This is a genomic window from Advenella incenata, from assembly GCF_004217095.1.
Taxonomy (GTDB): Bacteria; Pseudomonadota; Gammaproteobacteria; order Burkholderiales; family Burkholderiaceae_B; genus Advenella; species Advenella incenata.
The window spans coordinates 285,099-303,544 of record NZ_SHKO01000005.1; the positions used below are offsets into that span (position 1 = coordinate 285,099).

At 42.5% G+C, this 18,446-nt stretch carries 15 protein-coding genes; 2 read left to right on the top strand and 13 right to left on the bottom strand.

The genetic code is table 11. The features are described from left to right. Nucleotides 1-83: 83 nt before the first annotated feature. Entirely contained in the window at nucleotides 84-671 is a 588-nt protein-coding gene (locus EV681_RS21845; RefSeq protein ID WP_207227128.1) for a TetR/AcrR family transcriptional regulator, read from the bottom strand. Between the two features lie 62 nt (nucleotides 672-733). Between EV681_RS21845 and EV681_RS21850 the strand changes: the two genes are divergently transcribed. After that, nucleotides 734-1,477 (top strand): SDR family NAD(P)-dependent oxidoreductase, encoded by a 744-nt coding sequence (locus EV681_RS21850; RefSeq protein WP_130305231.1) that lies wholly within the window; start codon nucleotides 734-736, stop codon nucleotides 1,475-1,477. A gap of 1,041 nt (nucleotides 1,478-2,518) precedes the next feature. Here the strand turns inward: EV681_RS21850 and EV681_RS21855 are convergent. From EV681_RS21855 to EV681_RS21905, 12 genes are all read right to left on the bottom strand, one after another. After that, nucleotides 2,519-2,731: a cold shock domain-containing protein gene (locus tag EV681_RS21855; protein ID WP_042070477.1), complete on the bottom strand. Its 213-nt coding sequence runs from the start codon at nucleotides 2,729-2,731 to the stop codon at nucleotides 2,519-2,521. After that, nucleotides 2,718-3,812, bottom strand: coding sequence for a reverse transcriptase family protein (locus EV681_RS21860; RefSeq protein WP_165393171.1), 1,095 nt, complete (start codon nucleotides 3,810-3,812; stop codon nucleotides 2,718-2,720). Before EV681_RS21860 ends, EV681_RS21855 begins: the two co-directional genes overlap by 14 nt. A gap of 1,176 nt (nucleotides 3,813-4,988) precedes the next feature. Next, the gene (locus EV681_RS21865) at nucleotides 4,989-8,270 is read right to left on the bottom strand and encodes a DEAD/DEAH box helicase (RefSeq protein WP_130305233.1); all 3,282 of its coding nucleotides are present in this window, start codon (nucleotides 8,268-8,270) and stop codon (nucleotides 4,989-4,991) included. A 281-nt stretch (nucleotides 8,271-8,551) separates the two neighbouring features. After that, nucleotides 8,552-8,692 carry a hypothetical protein gene (locus tag EV681_RS22615; protein ID WP_165393172.1) on the bottom strand — a complete coding sequence of 47 codons (141 nt, stop codon included), beginning with the start codon at nucleotides 8,690-8,692 and terminating at the stop codon, nucleotides 8,552-8,554. Between the two features lie 453 nt (nucleotides 8,693-9,145). Further along, nucleotides 9,146-9,424 carry a type II toxin-antitoxin system TacA family antitoxin gene (locus EV681_RS21870; protein ID WP_130305234.1) on the bottom strand — a complete coding sequence of 93 codons (279 nt, stop codon included), beginning with the start codon at nucleotides 9,422-9,424 and terminating at the stop codon, nucleotides 9,146-9,148. A gap of 84 nt (nucleotides 9,425-9,508) precedes the next feature. Then, nucleotides 9,509-10,231, bottom strand: coding sequence for a hypothetical protein (locus EV681_RS21875; protein ID WP_130305235.1), 723 nt, complete (start codon nucleotides 10,229-10,231; stop codon nucleotides 9,509-9,511). A 136-nt stretch (nucleotides 10,232-10,367) separates the two neighbouring features. Next, nucleotides 10,368-11,093: a hypothetical protein gene (locus EV681_RS21880; protein WP_207227129.1), complete on the bottom strand. Its 726-nt coding sequence runs from the start codon at nucleotides 11,091-11,093 to the stop codon at nucleotides 10,368-10,370. A 79-nt stretch (nucleotides 11,094-11,172) separates the two neighbouring features. After that, complete coding sequence (locus EV681_RS21885) at nucleotides 11,173-12,063, bottom strand: TniQ family protein (protein ID WP_130305236.1); 891 nt, start codon at nucleotides 12,061-12,063, stop codon at nucleotides 11,173-11,175. After that, nucleotides 12,056-13,024 (bottom strand): TniQ family protein, encoded by a 969-nt coding sequence (locus EV681_RS21890; RefSeq protein ID WP_165393173.1) that lies wholly within the window; start codon nucleotides 13,022-13,024, stop codon nucleotides 12,056-12,058. The genes EV681_RS21885 and EV681_RS21890 overlap by 8 nt, the downstream gene beginning before the upstream one ends. Beyond that, complete coding sequence (locus EV681_RS21895) at nucleotides 13,008-13,880, bottom strand: TniB family NTP-binding protein (RefSeq protein WP_165393174.1); 873 nt, start codon at nucleotides 13,878-13,880, stop codon at nucleotides 13,008-13,010. Before EV681_RS21895 ends, EV681_RS21890 begins: the two co-directional genes overlap by 17 nt. Before the next feature lie 2 nt (nucleotides 13,881-13,882). Further along, nucleotides 13,883-15,859: a Mu transposase C-terminal domain-containing protein gene (locus EV681_RS21900; protein ID WP_130305239.1), complete on the bottom strand. Its 1,977-nt coding sequence runs from the start codon at nucleotides 15,857-15,859 to the stop codon at nucleotides 13,883-13,885. Beyond that, entirely contained in the window at nucleotides 15,813-16,460 is a 648-nt protein-coding gene (locus tag EV681_RS21905; protein ID WP_130305240.1) for a hypothetical protein, read from the bottom strand. The genes EV681_RS21900 and EV681_RS21905 overlap by 47 nt, the downstream gene beginning before the upstream one ends. Nucleotides 16,461-17,035: 575 nt before the next feature. Here EV681_RS21905 and EV681_RS21910 point away from each other — a divergent pair. Continuing rightward, complete coding sequence (locus tag EV681_RS21910; protein ID WP_130305241.1) at nucleotides 17,036-18,025, top strand: hypothetical protein; 990 nt, start codon at nucleotides 17,036-17,038, stop codon at nucleotides 18,023-18,025. The last annotated feature ends 421 nt before the right edge of the window (nucleotides 18,026-18,446 follow it).

The window sequence follows — 18,446 nt, forward strand, 5'->3', positions numbered from 1 at the left end:
CGGATGGCTGTGGGATCGATAGATCGAGAAAATCGGCGCGGCTCAATTGCACGGCTGGTGGAGATAGCGAAGTATATCGGTAGCTATTCCGAACCTTTTACGCTTATGCCGTTCAGGAACAAGTCTACCAGATGCCCAATACGCGATTTAGATGAACGGTCGTTTTCGATTGCGATGCAAATGGCTGTTACCACGTAAATGAAATCCTCGTAAGTGACATCTTGGCGGATGGCGCCGGTTTCTTGTCCACGCTGAAGCAGCCGATGCCCTTCCGCGGTAATCGCATGACATCCGGGCGTCCCGCATTGGATAACAGCCCCAATCGAAGCAGCAAGGCTCCGATAAGTGCTCGTGTTCCCAGCAAGATCTTCAAGATAAGCTCGTACCGCGTCGCCTGGAGCGAGATCTGCGTCGCGAGCACGACTGGTCTGCGCAAGCGACAAAAAACGCTCATTACTCGTAGCGGCCAAAAGTGCCTCACGAGTAGGAAAGCGACGATAAAGCGTACCGATACCGACGCCTGCGCGCTTGGCAACTTCCCCCAGCGGAACACCCGCTCCTTTTTTCAGGAAAAGCGCTTCTGCGGCAGAAAGGATAAGTTCGCGGTTTTTCAGTGCGTCAGCCCTGAGGGTAGCTTCATTACTCAATTTTTTTCCTTTTTTGCTTGTCAAATGGAGGATACCTCCATATCATACATGGAGCAACCCTCCACTTATCAAAAAGGTACGAGTAAATGAAAAAACGTTTCGAAGACAAAGTCGTGGTTATAACCGGGGGCAGCGACGGCATCGGCCTCGCAACGGCGAAGCTTTTCGCCCTCGAAGGTGCGCACGTGTACATTACAGGGCGCCGGCAAGAACTACTGGCCGAGGCCGTGAAAAAGATCGGCCACGGGGCAGTCGGCGTGCAAGGTGACGTCACCAACTCTGCCGACGTCGCTCGGCTTTACGAACGGGTCCAACGCGACCACCAAAAGGTCGATGTCGTGTTCGCCAATGCGGGCATTTACGAGGCCGTTTCACTCGATGCGATCGACGATACACATTTCGACTCGATCTTCAATGTTAATGTGAAAGGCATGGTGTTCACTGTGCAAAAAGCACTACCGTTGATGACAGCGGGAAGCGCTGTCGTCCTCAACGGCTCCGTCGCTGGCAGTAAAGGCCTGCCAAGCCAGTCTCTTTATAACGCCAGCAAGGCAGCGGTGCGCTCGTTCGCCCGGAGCTGGACGAATGACCTTAAGGAACGAGGCATCCGCGTGAACGTGGTCTCTCCTGGTGGAACAGAAACACGCCTGATACGGGGCTACCTCGACTCGCAACCGGAAGCCGAAGAAGCGCTAAATAAAAGCGTTCCGTTGGGGCGTTTGGGAGAACCGAACGAGGTAGCACGAGCAGTCCTCTTCCTGGCTTCAAGCGAGAGTAGCTTTGTTGCCGGACATGAACTTTTTGTCGATGGCGGTGTCAACGCGGTTTAGGTCTCCGGCAATCTGTCGATTGTCATTGAGTTACGAATTCACAGTATATTAGAATCATTGACACACAGAAATTCGTCGTTCCGTTTTTAACCCTCAAACCATCATGTTTGATAAACATCTCGGCCAAGACAAGCTTTAATTCAAGGCAGATGGAAAATCAGACAAGAGTGTAAGAAAGCACCAATTGAACTACTAAATGAGATTACTTGACAACTGACGATTAGTGGCCGTTCCAAACTGAGTGTTGAAAATTCAAAACTGAATGACAATCGACACTCCTATTGTCGAAGTTGTCGAATATCGATATTGAACTTTCTTAAATATCAGTCACTTACAAGATAATGGTTTTCTTATATTGATATTCAATTTTTCTCTAAAATGATATTTTACAAATTTTGGTCTTCATAAAATGATATCGAACAAAGTACCATTTTCCCAAGCCCTATCCTGCGTATACAAACAACCCCTCCACTAGTATACTAAGATCAATCCATGGCGGTAGATGCTGATAATCATACGGAATATGATGGTCAATTTTAAACTTCAAACCTTACGCTTACCGTCACGAACGACACACCGCGTCCCGTCTAGTATCCCGCGGAGAGAAAGAGTTTATATCACTATTAGTAAAAGCACAGCGATCGCATATGATCAATATGGTTACCGCCCTCGTCCAGTCAATTTTATAAGATCTTCCCAAAACAATCGCCATAGGCAGTCGATTTTCAAAAGCTCTTATATTCCTGTACATAAACTCTCCATTTTCTCCAGCAAAGCACTCACACGAAAATGGAAGAAAACAGCTTCTAGAGTAAAGAAAGAAAAAGCAATAGCAATTACAGAAAGTAGAAAAATTAAATATATTTTAATGACAGTGGATTATTACCAAAAATTAACGCTTCTCATAACCTAAGTTAACAGAGATAGTCGGTTTTTCAGCGACACGTGATACCTCCCTTGTTAACTTTCGTGCTTATTTAGCGCTGCAAAAATTTATTTTTGGCTGTTATTTGGTCTTCAAAATGTTGATTTAATAACAACCTAGGAAATTCGGTAAATATCTACCGCTTGCAAACCTTTCTCTGAACGCTGAACGCGAAATCCCACTTTGACTCCCTCTAATGCCCATTCTTCACCCCGCACGTCGCGAAAATGAAAAAATAAATCTTTTCCGGCTTGTCTTGTAATGAAACCATATCCTTTCAAGGGAAAATAGCATTTAATAGTCCCAACGGTTTCCTCAGATAGTTTCATGATAGAACAACTCCTCTTTGTTCAGCGGCGGTTTACAAGTCCTTAATATTTCCGCTAACTTGTTCGCCAGACCACTTTGTGTCCGTCGTAGAATATTTAATCGATAACCAACTTGGTGAAATTTCGCATAGTATGCGTATTTTTTTCTATCATTGACCGAGGATTTTTCCAAGAAACTCACTAACTTAATTGTGCGGTGAATTTCATTATCGTCATAGACAGGCAAAATCGCCCGCAAACGTGACCTATAACACGCTGCTTCTTTATGTCCAAGATAGGTAAGTTTTGCAACTCGACCAGATAATCTGTTATGCAATTCATGATAATCAGTTGAAGTTCTACTTAATTTTGACAACTTTTCGCAATTATGTAATTCTGCGCGAATTAACCGTCGCTCCTGTCGATGCAAGCGGGCTTGACCTCTATTCAGCCAAAGTCCTGTTACTTCCATCAACTTCTCTGGGTTTTTGCGAGAGGTTATCCTCGTTTTCTTGTTTTGCAGTTTAAAACCCTGCTCATTTAACATCTTACGGACCTTCCCAATAAGAGTTTGGATCTGGATTTCGTTTATCTGCTTTTTTGAAGAAATCGAGATATCATCAAGAAGCCTGGTATACGTAAATTCTTTATTACGTATATGTTGTACTAAATGATATTCCGCTTCATGTAACGATAGATTTGCAATATGAGAGCTTGTACAAGCGCCCTGTGGTACTCGTCCTCGTAAACAAACCAAATCGGCAAGTAAGGCCGCTACATCATCTGGAAATTTAAAAAAAAACTTGAAAATTTTCAAGGTTTTTTCATACGTAATCGATGGATAAAAACCACGGATGTCTAATGCAATTAATATTTCTGCTGAGGCATGCGTGTTCGCATTCTTTACGTAATCTCTTTCCTTAATTCCGCCAAATAGGTAGTCAGGATATTTGATCTTGTCAAAAATATTCCTATTAATTCGCTTTTGAATTTTCTTTAAATGAATACTTGGAATATAAATACTTCGTGAAGAACCATCCTTTTTCGGAACCGAATGTGGATGGTAATGTCTGTCTATGTTTGCCGCAGTACTTTTAAGCACATGTACATCTATCTGTAGAGCGAACGATAGTGCTTGAAGTGATGCAATAGGTTTTGCTAGGTACAAAGGGCGCATAAAAAAAGAGATATAAAGTTGAATACCTACTCTATGATAAAATTTGGTCTTTTAGACCGTCCCATAAAGATTTGAAAATGTTGAGTACCCTCATCAGAGCAATAAACATTTCGAGCCTGCGAAAAACGCTGTTAGTCGTGTTATTTGGCTCACGCTCGATAACATTAGATTTTCTAGTGGCATTCCTACCACGTTTCTTTGATTTGTTTTTTGGCTTTTGGGCCATACGCCCTCCCGAGTTTCGTACTGGACAATCCCAGCACTTGCTCAACATCAAGAGGACTAGTAGAAAACAAACAATCTTTCGCAGACTCAGGTATTAACTTTCAAGCTCAACAACCGACTCTAATATCAGAGGTCGCTCCGCCATGCTGTACTCCCCCGTTACTGCGGGGAGTTAACCACGACACGCCGGTTAAGTCCTAAAAAGGACGTTTTCCTTAAAAATAAAAGAAAAACCCTGAGTTTTCTACACTCGTCAAAGTCTTCGAAAACCAACAGCTCAGACGAAACATCTGATACTCACATTGTAACATATATATATTATTTGATTCAATTTATTGTCAATATGTATCTCCGGCTTATGTTGAAACATAAGCGATCAATATTGAATTTATAAAGAAATCAAATAATTACAGAAAAATATTTTTTAAACAAAAATAATGCTTTTTTCTTTAAAACAACAAACTACAGGTAACACGAGCATCATTCAGTTTGTATAAACATCAAACAACTCAAAAGTTCGTCATTTCGGATCCGCTTCAGCATCGCACTTATGAACCTCCATGTAGATCTAGAAGGCAGATATAAATATGAGCATCAATAGGAAAATCGCCAACCATGCGCAATTCCAGCGTTGTATTGCAATTTTCATAAATAATCTACCAGCCGCATGGCAGACAGAAATGCTCCTGGTAGACGAGAAAATATACTCCGACATCTGCTTGATATCAATGACTCAACCCAGGATCTGCCAATCGTGCTCGCCCTTGGCTGGGTTGCTGAAAACGGGAAAGCAAGATTTAGAACGAAAGAGTGGAGCCACTTTCTACTACTCGGTTAGAAGTACGGATTTGACAAGTACAGCTTCTTAACTAGTGACTAGACAGAACCAATCACAGCCAGATCCGCCATCGTCGTTTTTTTTATATACAACGCGGTACTACCCAGTAATTTAAGCCCTTCCTCATTAACCTGACTTAGGCAAAGCCCCGGCTGAACAATAACAACGTTGAACCTGATAGGTGTTGTTCTAGAGCGTTCTTTCATAGCGGCTAAATCTTTTATAGTGCCCTTCAAAAAGCGTGAGTAGCCTCGGGATCGCCATCGTTCCTCTCGTCGCTTGATATGGTGATACAAATAGCTGAGATTAAGGTGCTTCCACCGTATGCTACGCTGCGCTTGTCCGCAAACTTCGTACAAGTCCTTTAATCTGGCCCCCGGCTGATCTAAACCGGAGAATTTGCAATGGATTAAGGTCAATAAAATACAATCATCAAGAATTTTCAATCCGACCAAATCAGCTGACTCACCCTTTCCATCATCGTTAATAACGACATCGTAACCTTCTTGTATTTCGCCGAACCAGCGCCACTGGATTGACGACTGATCACGCTGATATCCCATGGATTCCTTTCGAATATCCGTCCCTTGCCAGTCGAAAACAATAATATCGCCTCTATCATAAAGGCCTATATCTTGGCTCACATGGACAATATGAGCATTGTAAGAGAAAGATCCATCGGAGTAATGGATCATCACCGGATCAACGTCCATGTGCTCTGAGAGCAGTACAGGATCAGATTCGCCACGTTGTACGAAGACTTCAGGGCCAGATATCAGCTGATAGGCATAACCTTTTGGTGTTGCGTCTCCTAGAATACACAGTTTGTACTCGGACGTAACTTCATCTGTAGAAAAAATGAGTCGTACACTACCATCGTCAAACTTACCATCAGTCCTAACTTCCACGAGATATAAATGAGCTGATACAGGACCAAAGTGAAAGGTCACTTTATCCTCGAAAGCGGTCAGCAAATACTCGCCCCATTGCGCTGATATTGGATATTCCTTGTAAGGCTCAAGTAATGGTATAGGGCGCAAGAAGTTACGGGTCAAATTATTTGGATCTGGTTCCGAACTGAAAATCTTATCCCAAGCTCTCTTAACCCAGTCGCACCAATCAGCGATGCTACCGCCTTTTTGTGGCGACCAGACTTTACCTTTACGCTGTGAGCACCCCCAGATTACACGATTTCCCAACTCATACCCTAGTGCAGCGATGTTACTTAAGCTAGATTGGGACGCCTCAATCATGGACAACCCTTCGGTGACATTTGGGCCAAAGTATTGAGTAAAACTGATAGCGCCGATCTGGGCAGCTCCTAAATTTCTTGCTAGAGGGTATTCAATGCCATTAAAAACGTTGAAGACTTTCTCCCCACTGACAAGTTCACAATTATCGTTGCAGATAGAAGCGACGAGCCTTTCTACGCGAAACGCCTTATAGTCATTTGAAAAAACATATAAGGCCGATCTATCAGGATCCCAATGCGCAATTAAAATTTTATAATTTGTATCTTTTAGTTCTTTATAACGTCCCCAGCGAACAGCAGATGCTTCAATCGCCAGCACAACAAGCAAATTCTCATCATCTGCAATTGCATGCCAGGATTCTTCAAACTTGGGTAGCACTTCTTTGTATTTTTCCGGTTCCCAATAGTCGCACGAGGTTTTGAATAACATGGCTGAACAGCTAGGCTCAAGATTCCAAAGTGAAATTTGGTCATGTAAATCACCTTTTCTCTTCAATGAGTCTACCACCTCCTGCAACCTGACCTCCCTTGCAATTCTTCCTTCAGAAAGTCGCCTGAGAACGCTGTCCCAGTCTGCCCCGATTGAATAAAGATGTTGCAGCTCCCCTTCTACATCAGGATCTGCAATATTCATTACCACACTTGCCTGTCCGAGGTTTTGAGCTAGATTAACACGTGTAAATCGCCCAATGAACTGTAACGTTACGGCAAGGCTCTTGTGATGATCATGCAAGGCTGCTATTTTCAGATTCGGTAGATCATAGCCTTCACCTAACATATCTACACAAACTACGATCCTGGATTGTCGTGTCAAAAGTTTACCGAGACGACTGTTCACTTGCAATTTAGAATATCCAGAGTGCACCATGACAGGATTAAGATCTGGTGCAAGCCTCAGATAAATACCCGCGATTTCCTCTGCCCGACGTTTGCTACTGGTCCTTGCCATAAGCAAGTGATCCAGATCATTGCTCAAATCCATTCGCAATTGGCTTAACGCCTTATCGGCTATTGCGTGGTCCATCATGTCAGAATAATACTCCTCGACAGGCAATAGATTCACGTTCGTAAAATAGCCCGCTCGCTGTGCTTCCCCCATGGTGTAGTTATAGATAATCCTCCCACCAAGGGGTTTTTTATCATTTCTGAACGGGGTAGCCGTGAACTGCACGACACGCTTTTCTATGAAGCGTTTTCGAATAGCGTCCCAGGATGATGCCGATATATGGTGAGCCTCGTCAACAAACAAGTGGGTGCACGCGCCACACAGCGCATTCAATGCTTCTTCAGAACAGGCAGACAAGACGCTGGTCGTTGCAACCAAAACATTGGACACACCGGCTAACTGCTCAGCATGCTCAACAAACTGTATTCCTTTTTTAATAATGGCAACATTCGGTAGTGCAGTATTGTCCGGAACAACAGTTAACTCCGGCAAATACCCTAGCTCAATAAATTTTTTCGATATTTGCAACCGAAGGGAGTCAGAAGGGACTACGACCAATATTTTCACGCATCGCTGATATACCATGGTGGCAAGCATGGTTTCCGTTTTACCAGTTCCAGTGGGCAATACAACGGTTGCCGGTTCCACTTTCAAATCGGTAGCGAAATGGCCAGCGATGGCATGGAGAGCACCAAGTTGAGGCTTACGAAGGCCCGAAATATTGCGAGTTGAATCTTCCTCTTTAAATTGAAATTGATGACGCCATAGTTCATGAATTTCATCAGGCTCCGTGCTAAAAGCTTGTTCTGGAAACTGTTCCCAACTTAATTGAATGTTTTCATGCCAATTATCTAGGGTAAAAGGCATTTTGGCTTTGAGAGAAGCTGCGCCATCCGGGCATTTTCCTCTGGCATGAGGATCTTTCAAATAGATACTTTCGAAAGGCGACGGCAGCCCTGTAACAAGCTCGAAATATCCTTGAATTCCCGAGTTTCTGACTTGTGCTTCCAATGCAGTGGTTCTGAAAAAAAGCTTATGTACAACATTTCCACCGACTTTTCGAGTAGCCGCGCTCTTTGCCGGCAAAGTAAGTTGAATTCTTAGTGGGTCAAACAAATCCATTTGACCTTCTCCTCCCGTTTCTCGAAAATCCTTTTTGACCTAACGCAGAGAACATATTTTCACTCCTACTCTAACTGATAGCCGAGAGCCTAATTTGGAAATTACTTTCGAATTGCAAATTACCGAAATCGTAGTGAGCGACTTTTCGAATAACACTCTTTTTTCTCATTCAAGTAATCTCAAAAATCTAAGGTCCCTAGTCTAACTGCTCTTAGCTAAGAGTAGGCGTATCAACCTTGGACATTGGATTTCAGCGACATAGGGGCTACTCTCCTTATTGCCTATTTCCGATTCTTCGCAGGGGCAGGCTTGCTAGGAATCTTGATCGTTTCAACAATGGAACCCTTCTTATCTTTTTCAGCTTGTCTAACTGGCTTAAATTGACCAGTTTCTGCATCTCTTCCAATTTTTCTAGTTACCATAAATGTCTCCTTGGGATTGAACATTAAAATGAGCCGTCACGAGGGTCGTGATGCTTTTCACCAAAGAATGCCAAGAATATAAAAATAGGCACCATTGGTTTCTAAAAGTTACATAATATTCTTTTTTATTGATAAAGTCGATGTGCAGTGACCTAGGGTAATTACCAATTATCCTCTGCGAACCTTGAAGTAGATAAACGTAGCGAAAGTGAAATGCGCAGTAAACTTTGAGTGGGAGCACACGATTGGTCTCCACCTCCCTTTGGCAATTCACACGCGTCTCAATTTACAGAAGTTGACAATGGTGCATGGACGATAGGTGGGGTGCCATATCCGTAAAATTCACATCCAGCATCAAGCAAGAAAAAATATTTAGTATCCTTCCAAGGTGCATAGTTACTTATTTATTATTTTTCTTGGCCCTCGAAATTTCGAAATCTCGTGAGACACGACTTAACGATCAACGATGAATTTCTTATGACGAGCAAGTACTTTCTTCAGAGCTGGTGAAAGCTCTGGTGGGTTCATTAACGCACGAGCAAAAAATTCTTGTTGCTCTTTCGACAGATGCACAATTTTAGTCTCTTCAATTGCCTTTCGCGCAGCATCTTTCACGGCCCTAACAACAAACTCAGAAATCGGACTCCCCTGGAGCGCAGCTGCATACTTAATCCTCTCGTACAGATCAGATTCTATCTGCAGCTGAAGCCTAGCAGATTTAGATTTTGACATAATTGCACCCATAAAAAATGAGCCAGGTCTCCCTAACACTACCAATCAAAGCTTAAATTTGAGCTACCTGGCGCTGTGGAGAATCTATTCTTTCGGATATCGAGATTCAACACTACTCTGCAAGATAGATTCTTTGTTAGTATCTTCATCTCCTAAATCAATAACTAACTGTAGCAATTGGGCCACTTGTTTTGGCCGTTCAGCGGTGAGTGTCGCATATACTCTAAAAATATAAAATCCGGCCACCAAGATCGACGCAGCAATAAGTAAAATTAAAGCTTTTGGCTCGGCTATTCCAACCAAGGTCACGGCAACCCCAAGCAATGCAGGAAGCACCCCCCTACTCTGGATAGCACCGGAAAACGTTTGAACTCTGTTTTCAAGGACTAATACGTTACTCTCATACTGTACCAGTGAGAACTTCAAGTATGCTGTCGGAAATTTAATTAGCTTATTAATATAGACGGTATCCTGAACCGTAGACTTCGAATGTATCTCCAAAAGGTTACTGTAAATTGGTTTATTATATTTTTTAAAAGATACAAAAAATAGTACGGTTAGTGCCCAAGCCACAATCCCAAGACCCATTAAAACCCATCGAAAATATTCTTCACCAATTAGTGTTGCCAAAAAATCATGCTGCATATAGAGACTTACCGCTAGCACCAATCCCATCGCCAAAAATATCCATCCTCGGTCAGATTTTTTCTGTTTATCTCTATCTACCTGTACCAGGTATGACTTATTAGTCATTTCAGTCAAAATATCTATGATTTCCTTCAGTATAGATTCGTCAAATTTTTGCATTATCTTCCAAGCTTGAGTTATTAAAAATACAATATAGCCCGATATCCACTACATCACTGTATTCGTTGTTTCGATATTCATGACTCGATGACTTTCTAGCCCACTCCACTCTCTTCTTGTACATAAAAAGTTAAAATCAAGTATCGGGGCCTGCCCACGTGCCCAACCTCTCCAATGCCTCAATCTCCGTTTCAAGCGGTAATCGGCTCCTTGGGACAGGATGGGTTGAAACCCATTCTCTCTCGCCCATCTCCAAAAACCGTTCGATTGCTGCATCTATCGTTGGCTGATTTATTACTTCTTTGTCTACAACAATATGCAATCCAATACCATAGACATAGCTCCGATCTAGACTATAGGATTCAAAAATAGGTGGCGGATCATTATGAATAATGTCAGTTTCTAGTTTCCGGCACATCTCATGATATGTAAGTCCGCCAAATTTCCCAAAACGCATCTCTTCTCGCTTAGCACGAGAATAGCCCAACACTTCTCCTGTAGGCGACCATTGAGCTGGCACAAACTCTAAGTTAAAAACTTCCTCTTGTTCCTCTTCTGTCAGCATATCCGTCGCACGATTACGAGCCAAATCACTGACTTCATCCCAAAAAGCTTTACGAGCCGTTATGATTATGGCGTTCCAGATTGTTAGCTTATCCGTACCTAGAAAATAGAATGAAAATGACTGATTATAAATATCAGGACGGCCAGGCTCGTTTAACAAAACCCTGCTGGTAAAGCGCCCTCCATATTCGCTAATGCAGCGATCAATCTGTTTTTGAAGGCGAATTGCTTCAGCTTGTCTTTGTTCTAATGGAAATTCTAGAAACGGTTTAAATTTTTCATGTCTAATACGATTCATAACGATCTCCCAATGATTCTCACCATAGAAACAGAATATTGAATAAATAGAAATCTTTAGCACAGCAAGCCCTACGGCGTTAATCCTTACCTACGCTCCGAAGCCAATGCTTTTTCAAGCCAAAAGAATAGAGATCAAATAGCGCTCCAGAATTTTGAAGTGGCACTTTATTCAATGGCAAATCAACCAGATACGCCAATTCACGAGACTTTCTCAACCCGATTTTTTTTAATGCAAATTCATAATTTTTCCACATTTCAGAAACTGTATAGTCTCCTGAATCGTACAGCGACAAAACTAGGAATATTGGGAGATACTTTAGAGGAAAAGTATGATTGAAACCCTTCACTTTAAATGCACCTCTCAGACAAGCGCCGGTGATTTTATTCTGCAGATTTAAATACCTACCTAATCTCTTACTTTGAATCGTTGTGCCAGCCACTTCACTCAATGCTGTTCTACATTGGCTACAAAATTCCAGAATCATACCGTCGTCAACGCCATAATAACGTCTGTCCGAATTCTTCTTTATATTGACTCTGCGTCCGCAACTGTGGCAACTGTCGAGTAACTTAATTTTGTGCTGCGGGCAAATTTCAAAATGCTTCAATCGCCAAGTCCAGCGCCAATATGGAACCACATCAGTCTCCAAACATCGCGGGCAATACTTATAGTATCCTGTGCCACGATCAACATTTAAGAACAACCCAGTTAGATTTTGTTGTCGAACATGGAAAAATCTCATCGTAAGAAACAAAATCTGTTCTTTGGTCAACCTTGTTCCCCGGGTTATCTGCAATAAATCGCAGGGCCAAACATCTAAATCGTAATCGTCTTTTCTCTCTATGGATAAACCTTTCACCAACACTCTCGGATGAACAGAGTGCATTTGGCACAGTCTTGCTATATAAGAGGTAAGAGATTCCTCCAAGATTAGATTGGGTACAAATAGCAAATTTCGGCTAGTCATAGAACATATCTATTTGGAGATTATTTGTAATGGCATTGTGTATTTTTTCGAGTCTAGCTACCCTCTCGAATAGTAGAGATATTTTCTCCTTCTCAGCTTGGCTACTGTGAATACAAATATCTTCAACGTCTCTCATATGTATCGAGGCACTAACGAATAGGCCAGAGTTTTTCTCATACAGATCACTGATCCTCAAGAATGCACGCCGGACCACCTGCACCGCCTCGTTACTACTTAAAACTCTCGTCAACTTACCTGGTTTGAAATCGCTGATCGGCTCGATTCCTCTACTAATGCCGAGCGCGCGAATCAGCCTGAGCAAGATATCGAGCGATAGTCCAGCAAGAAACGAGTACGGAAACTCCTTTTCGAGCCTCATTCGAGCACCCGACAAGTGGCAAAAGACGGTTGAACTGAGCCACAGCTCGGCTTTACTAGCCAGCTCCAGATCGGAATCAGCCAAACTCTTCCCGCAGTTACACTCAAGCAAGTTTGGCCGGCGCCAGGTCAGTTTACGGAAACACTTCGGACAATGATCAAGCAGCCTAATACAATGACGGGGGCATGCAGTTACCAATGAAAGCTCCCAGACTGCTTGTGCAAATCCAGCCTCAAGTAAACATAGCGGACATACTTGAATCCAGCTTTTCCGTACGTGATACGGCCGAGTTAGAATGCAGTCTTTGAATACCGTGAAAACATGCCCCTTCTCCCGATAAGTTTTCGGTATCGCCTTCCCAACATCGATCGGATTACCGCCGAATAGATATGCGATTTTTCCTGCCGCTTCATTAGGCAGATACCGATGCCCAAGCGAAGCCATGCTCCGGGCAAGCTGGCTAAACTGTATCCCATTGGCCTCAGTCATTCGCAATGCATAACCATTCCCAGACTCATCGGGTTTCAGGTCATCTTGAATTGGCAACTGTCGCCCTAGCTCCTCATCAAGAAAAAGTTGCAAAGGGACTCTCCAGAGCGGATTCTGGCCCATATACCAACTCATAAGCACGTTGAATCAAAAAAATATCTGCTTTCTCCCTTTTTTCCGTGACGCCAAGAATCACAATATGCATAAGCAGATACTTAAGCAAACGTGGCGTACCATTGGTCGCTGTATAAAACTCCCTGGAGTAGTTTTCGTAAATACAAGAGAGATCGATTTTTTCACAACTATCCGCTAAACCCTTTAGAAACATAAGCCAATGCTTGTCATAACGAAATAATCCCAGCCTTACGGAGGTTGGAACTCTGGTTATTAGTTGAGGATCAATCCCTGCAAGTTGGTCGAGCATTTCAGTCCCTATAAGGACAATCGGCACCTCAGTCTCATTCATGAAACGCTTGACCCAATCCACTACGGCAGTAGAGATTTTTCCTTGCTGTAGAAAAATATGTTGAAATTCATCTAAAAAAACTAATTTGATGCCGAGGTCCTTAATCGAACGAAGCAAAATTAGATTAATTTGATTGTTTGTAGAAGAGCGCGTTCTTACGATTCCCGCATCGTACTGAAAATTGGATAGCAATTCATTCTGAATCTGTGCGACCGTTGGGCTTTCCTTTAGGGATGCATATATCACAGCAAGCCTGTCCTTTAGGATAGGTAGTCCAATAATATTTTTTTTCAAGCATTGAAATAGGAAGGTTTTTCCGGATCCAGCGGGAGCAATAATTCTCACTCCGGCAGGCGCGCCAGTTGAATTACCTATTTGCACGACATTCGAAATTAACGTTAATGCCTCATCAAACTTAGGATGACGTACCACCACTTCCCGCATAGCCTTGCCGGCCAATAGAGCGTCGTAACTATATTCCATGTTCATCCCTCCATGTCGTCTAGACGTACAATTGTTACGGAGGGAAGATCATCGAGAGTAAGTAACGGCATATCTTCAGGTATTCCGTTCGCAAGTGAGTCGATTTTTTCCGAAACAGTTTGTTTAGCTGGTTTTTTGAAATTGCTTTGTTCCTGAATGACTGCCATTTTTTTTGCTTCCCTGATGCTGAGTTTTCCGGCTTTGATCTTCGCCTGCCATCCCTTTTCCAATGCGTAAACTGCATCTTGATAATCCTCTAACCTCCTGGACCGTCTAACTTCTAATGCCCTACTCGTTCGAATGATGCGATGTGCAGTTAGAGAGAGTCCGTCCGCGTAGGATTCCTGCAATACCGGAACCCACAACCACGTTTTTTCTAGAGGTTCTTGAACCCACATCCCACCTAAGTTCGCAGGGTCTAACCGCGCATCTACATCGAATTTTGGGCCATACCTTTTGGCCATTTCGGCCAATTCGCGACTGCGGTAATCTAAATAGAATTTCTCAATCCCTGCGTGGCTAACTTTTACTCTGGTAGGAATCGCAGCAAAAATATCCAACGCCCTCAAATTGTCATTAAAAATCGGAGCGGGAACTTTCTTAAGGCCTTCCTTCATCCTATCGAACGGGCAGTCTTGCGTACGATCTGAAATTTTGAATGGATAAATATCCACAACCCATTTTATTAACGCGGAATGCAAGTCTTCAAAAGCGACGCAAGCCGTCTTCTTAGGGTCAATGGGTTTATGAACTCCCTGAATCAACTCGGATCTTCCATAACGCGGAAGTGTATTGACGACAGATAACATAGACCGCTCCACCCCCGGTTTAAACCACGGTTTTCTGACCGGAGATCGCTCAACGTCAAATCCCATTTGCAATGCAATGGCATTAGCGTCAGCTGCATGAAATTCACTAGCATTATCAGTCAACATTGTTTGCCATAAACCTGGAGTGATCCACTCGTACTTCAGCCCTAGCTCAGCCATGATTTTATTTTTAGGTGTTAACGCAAATTTGATTGCTTTAACTACTCGAGCAACAGTCGTGCCTTCAAAGGATATAACTAGACTAAGAATGTATGCAGTATAAGAATCGATGATGATGGTGATGATTGGCTTTCCAAGCACAATTCCTGTCCTAGAATCAATTACATAAATGGACAGTTCAGTATGATCAATTTCTACCACTTGCAGCGGATACTCTGCGTTTGTTCCACCAATGGAATGGCGCCATTTTGCGGCGGCAAAAGCGGATCCCTTGCGGATCTTATCGCGCTCGTACGGCGAGATTTGCCTAATTACCTTTTTTACCGTCGATATACTCACATATGCGTCTTCTCCAAACCGCGATCGCATCTCCGAAGATAAAAAATTGTACGTGTCTTCGACACTCTTCCCGTTTCTTTGTAAATAGTATCGTTTTATGAATTCATAGATTAAGTCTAACTTTTCCTGCCCGATTCTTTCTCCAATCTTTCGATTCATTCGTGACTTTGGCAAGAGACTACGATTATCGCATCCACTCTGGTTGTACGCACGTAGCCAATACGCGACCGTCGACGAACCTGGAGGTGTTTTATCCCCGGTTTCAGCAGCAACAGAGGCTATCGCCCTCCTAATCTGTCTTATGCAACCTTGCGTTACGCCCTCTTTCTTACAACGATGAACATAATAAATTTTGCGTTCGTAATTTGCTTTTTCTTTTTCAGATAATCGAGCAGTGTCTATGATTACATGTATGCTGGATGGCGTTTTCGGCAATTTCACTGATACGGTATTACAAGCGTGACTTCCTCCTTGGACAATAAGTTCTTTACTCTCAATCTTCTCCAGTAGCTCGTCTAGTGAAATTTTTTCAATCAACCCCGTTTCCGCATTTTCAAGCTGTATCAAATTATCAGGAAGCATGCGCTGAAACTTCAACAGCTGCTTACCTCGCTGCAACGCCAATCCATCTTTCAATTGAAATTTCGCCATTTTCCTGTCCTTTCTCGTCGAGAATTAATCCATTTTCATTACAAGCGTCAATTTGTAGGTAACGATGACCAATTAGGTAATAGATGAGTTCTATTGGAATACCTAACCTTCTGACGATTTCATTGATTGGAGCGGGAAGGCGTAAGGAATGAATTTTTTCTATTACCTCTGCTATTGCAGATGAGGAGTAGTAGGATTGGGAATATCGATGGACTAAGCCGGCAAATTGTTTGCGCGGTTCAATTTGTTGATCCGTCGTGAGTATAAATTTCATGCCGATCTGATCGAATTCATGTTTTGCGGCTGGAAGTTTTTCTGCGTACTTATCAACAAACACTGATGATTTGACCTCGACAATATACTTATTTTCATTCTTGTCTAATAGAAAATAATCAGGCGTATACCCACCGAATCCAGGTATCTCGATTTGTGTTGGCTGGGCGACAATTCGCCTGATGGAGGGGTGTAACAAAGCGATGCGAACAAAATCGCGCTCAAGGCGACTTTCGTATTCAATCGGCTCAGGCTGAACGTAGGTACAAACCACATAACCCACTCGCCGATGCGGCGAGCGATGGACGAGTTTTCGAACTTGTTTCATAAAATTCTCTCTAATTAAAGACGTGACTATCCAGCTTGACACCATCAATAAAAAGAGAGATACTTTACCTGTGAGAGCAATACCTCCTCACTATGAGGATGACAAGACCGGCGCTTCTTAGAAGTTGTCCGGTTTTTTCATTTACATTTCATTTCTCCTTTATCCTACGATCGCCTTTGGCAATTTGGCTCTCTAGCCATGCAGATACTGAAGCGGTCCGAACATACCTTCCCTTCCGTCCATCAAGCTCGATTTCCCGAAAAGGCAATAGACCCTTACTTCGTGCCTTTCTATATGCAGATGCGGATGTATAGCTGACTACTTTCCATACCTTTGTTGAATGAATAAAGTAGCCATATTGTTCCAACAGATTTTCATAGATACTTTCGCGTTTATCATCCATCATCAGGCCCTTACATTCGTCTCTCGCCACATTTCACACTTTAAACAGTAGCGTATCCAATTATTGGAACTTGTGACACCGTCCTTTTTTTCGCCGAATTTTGGTTCCAAATGATAATTTAATTAATATAATCAGAAACTTGTGAAATTCTGAACTAGAAAAATCTTTAGTCATGAAAAAAATCGATACAAATCACATTCTCAAACAAGTAGCTCGGTTTTGGTGCCATGAATTAATGATCAAGACTAATTGCAAGAATTCTTCTCAATTAGAAAAAGTATTGGATGATATTTTTGATTCGCCATCGGAGCGTTCATCGAATATCTACTACAAATACTGGATGGCATTGCGATCCCCCCGTCCAGATATAATCGCCCGATGTGAAAAGAAAATTCGCGATAGCGCTTGGTTAATGAACAATCTTTTATGGACAGTCATCAATCTAGAATCGCTAGACAACAATTTAGCTCGTCTTTTTCTGTCGCAGCTAGATACACGTTATCTAAACAATGTAGGCAAAGATTGGTATCGGTCGACTAACTTGTATCGTGATTCCTTCACCGACAAGATCCTGAGATTAACCACTTTAGATTCACTTGCAGTCTTAGTCATACTGGTCAAGTTGGCACATCAAAATGGCGATCAAATAAATGAGGTACGGATCGCGAAACAGTTATATCGTGGTTTATTAATAATCGGCGCTCAATTTACAGAGAAAAACTTCATTTTGGAATCTTTCTTTTCCCTATTTGATGAATTCCTATTTAAACGAATAAATTGGGGAGACAGAAAACCAATAATGGATTTTCCGTTTTACCGTTTTGGTGTCCGATATTTAAATAGCCTATACCCAATAAAAGAGAATCTAGGACTTACGTTAGTTGATAAGACAGATAAGCAATACATTTTAGATCGATGTCATTGCCTGTTGCCAGGCTTACTGAATCTACGCAACCTGGCAAATATAGAATCACTTAATTTTATGTTAATGCCTAAGGATATCGAATATCGAAAGTTATCTGACTATGATAATCTCGACGACCATATCGGAGTTTGGGTAACGGATTTAACAGCAATGAACTATCCTTTTGAGGATAACTCAATGTCATATTATAGAAATCGATACCTACATGCAAAATTTCTTGATCTTTATTTCTCCTAGTCAACCATGTTTAAAAAGCCCTTAAAATTTATCCCAGATTTCCCAAGGCTGACTCTGCTAATCCATTGGCATGTGTTTGAACCTGTAGTTTGGCCCATTGCTGGGATCGAGCCGCCCGGTAATACCCTATTTTTAATGGGTCGTTAAGTGTAGAGTATTAAGCAACCAAACTCATTTTTTGTATAGATGTTACCCCACCTAAGGCCCTATTGAGCCGTTCGTGATTGTATGTCCATATTCAACGCGTTGCAAAGGCATGGAGATTACTGACTGACTCAAGCAGATGGTGTGCTGGCCAGACGATCGCGCAAGTGTACTCAATTACCGTAAGCGTTCGGGGAACACATATTGACACGGCCGCGTTAACGGCCGTTGTCTTTTAGTGGGTAGATTCAGGCGTCCAGTTGTGCGGTAACAGTTC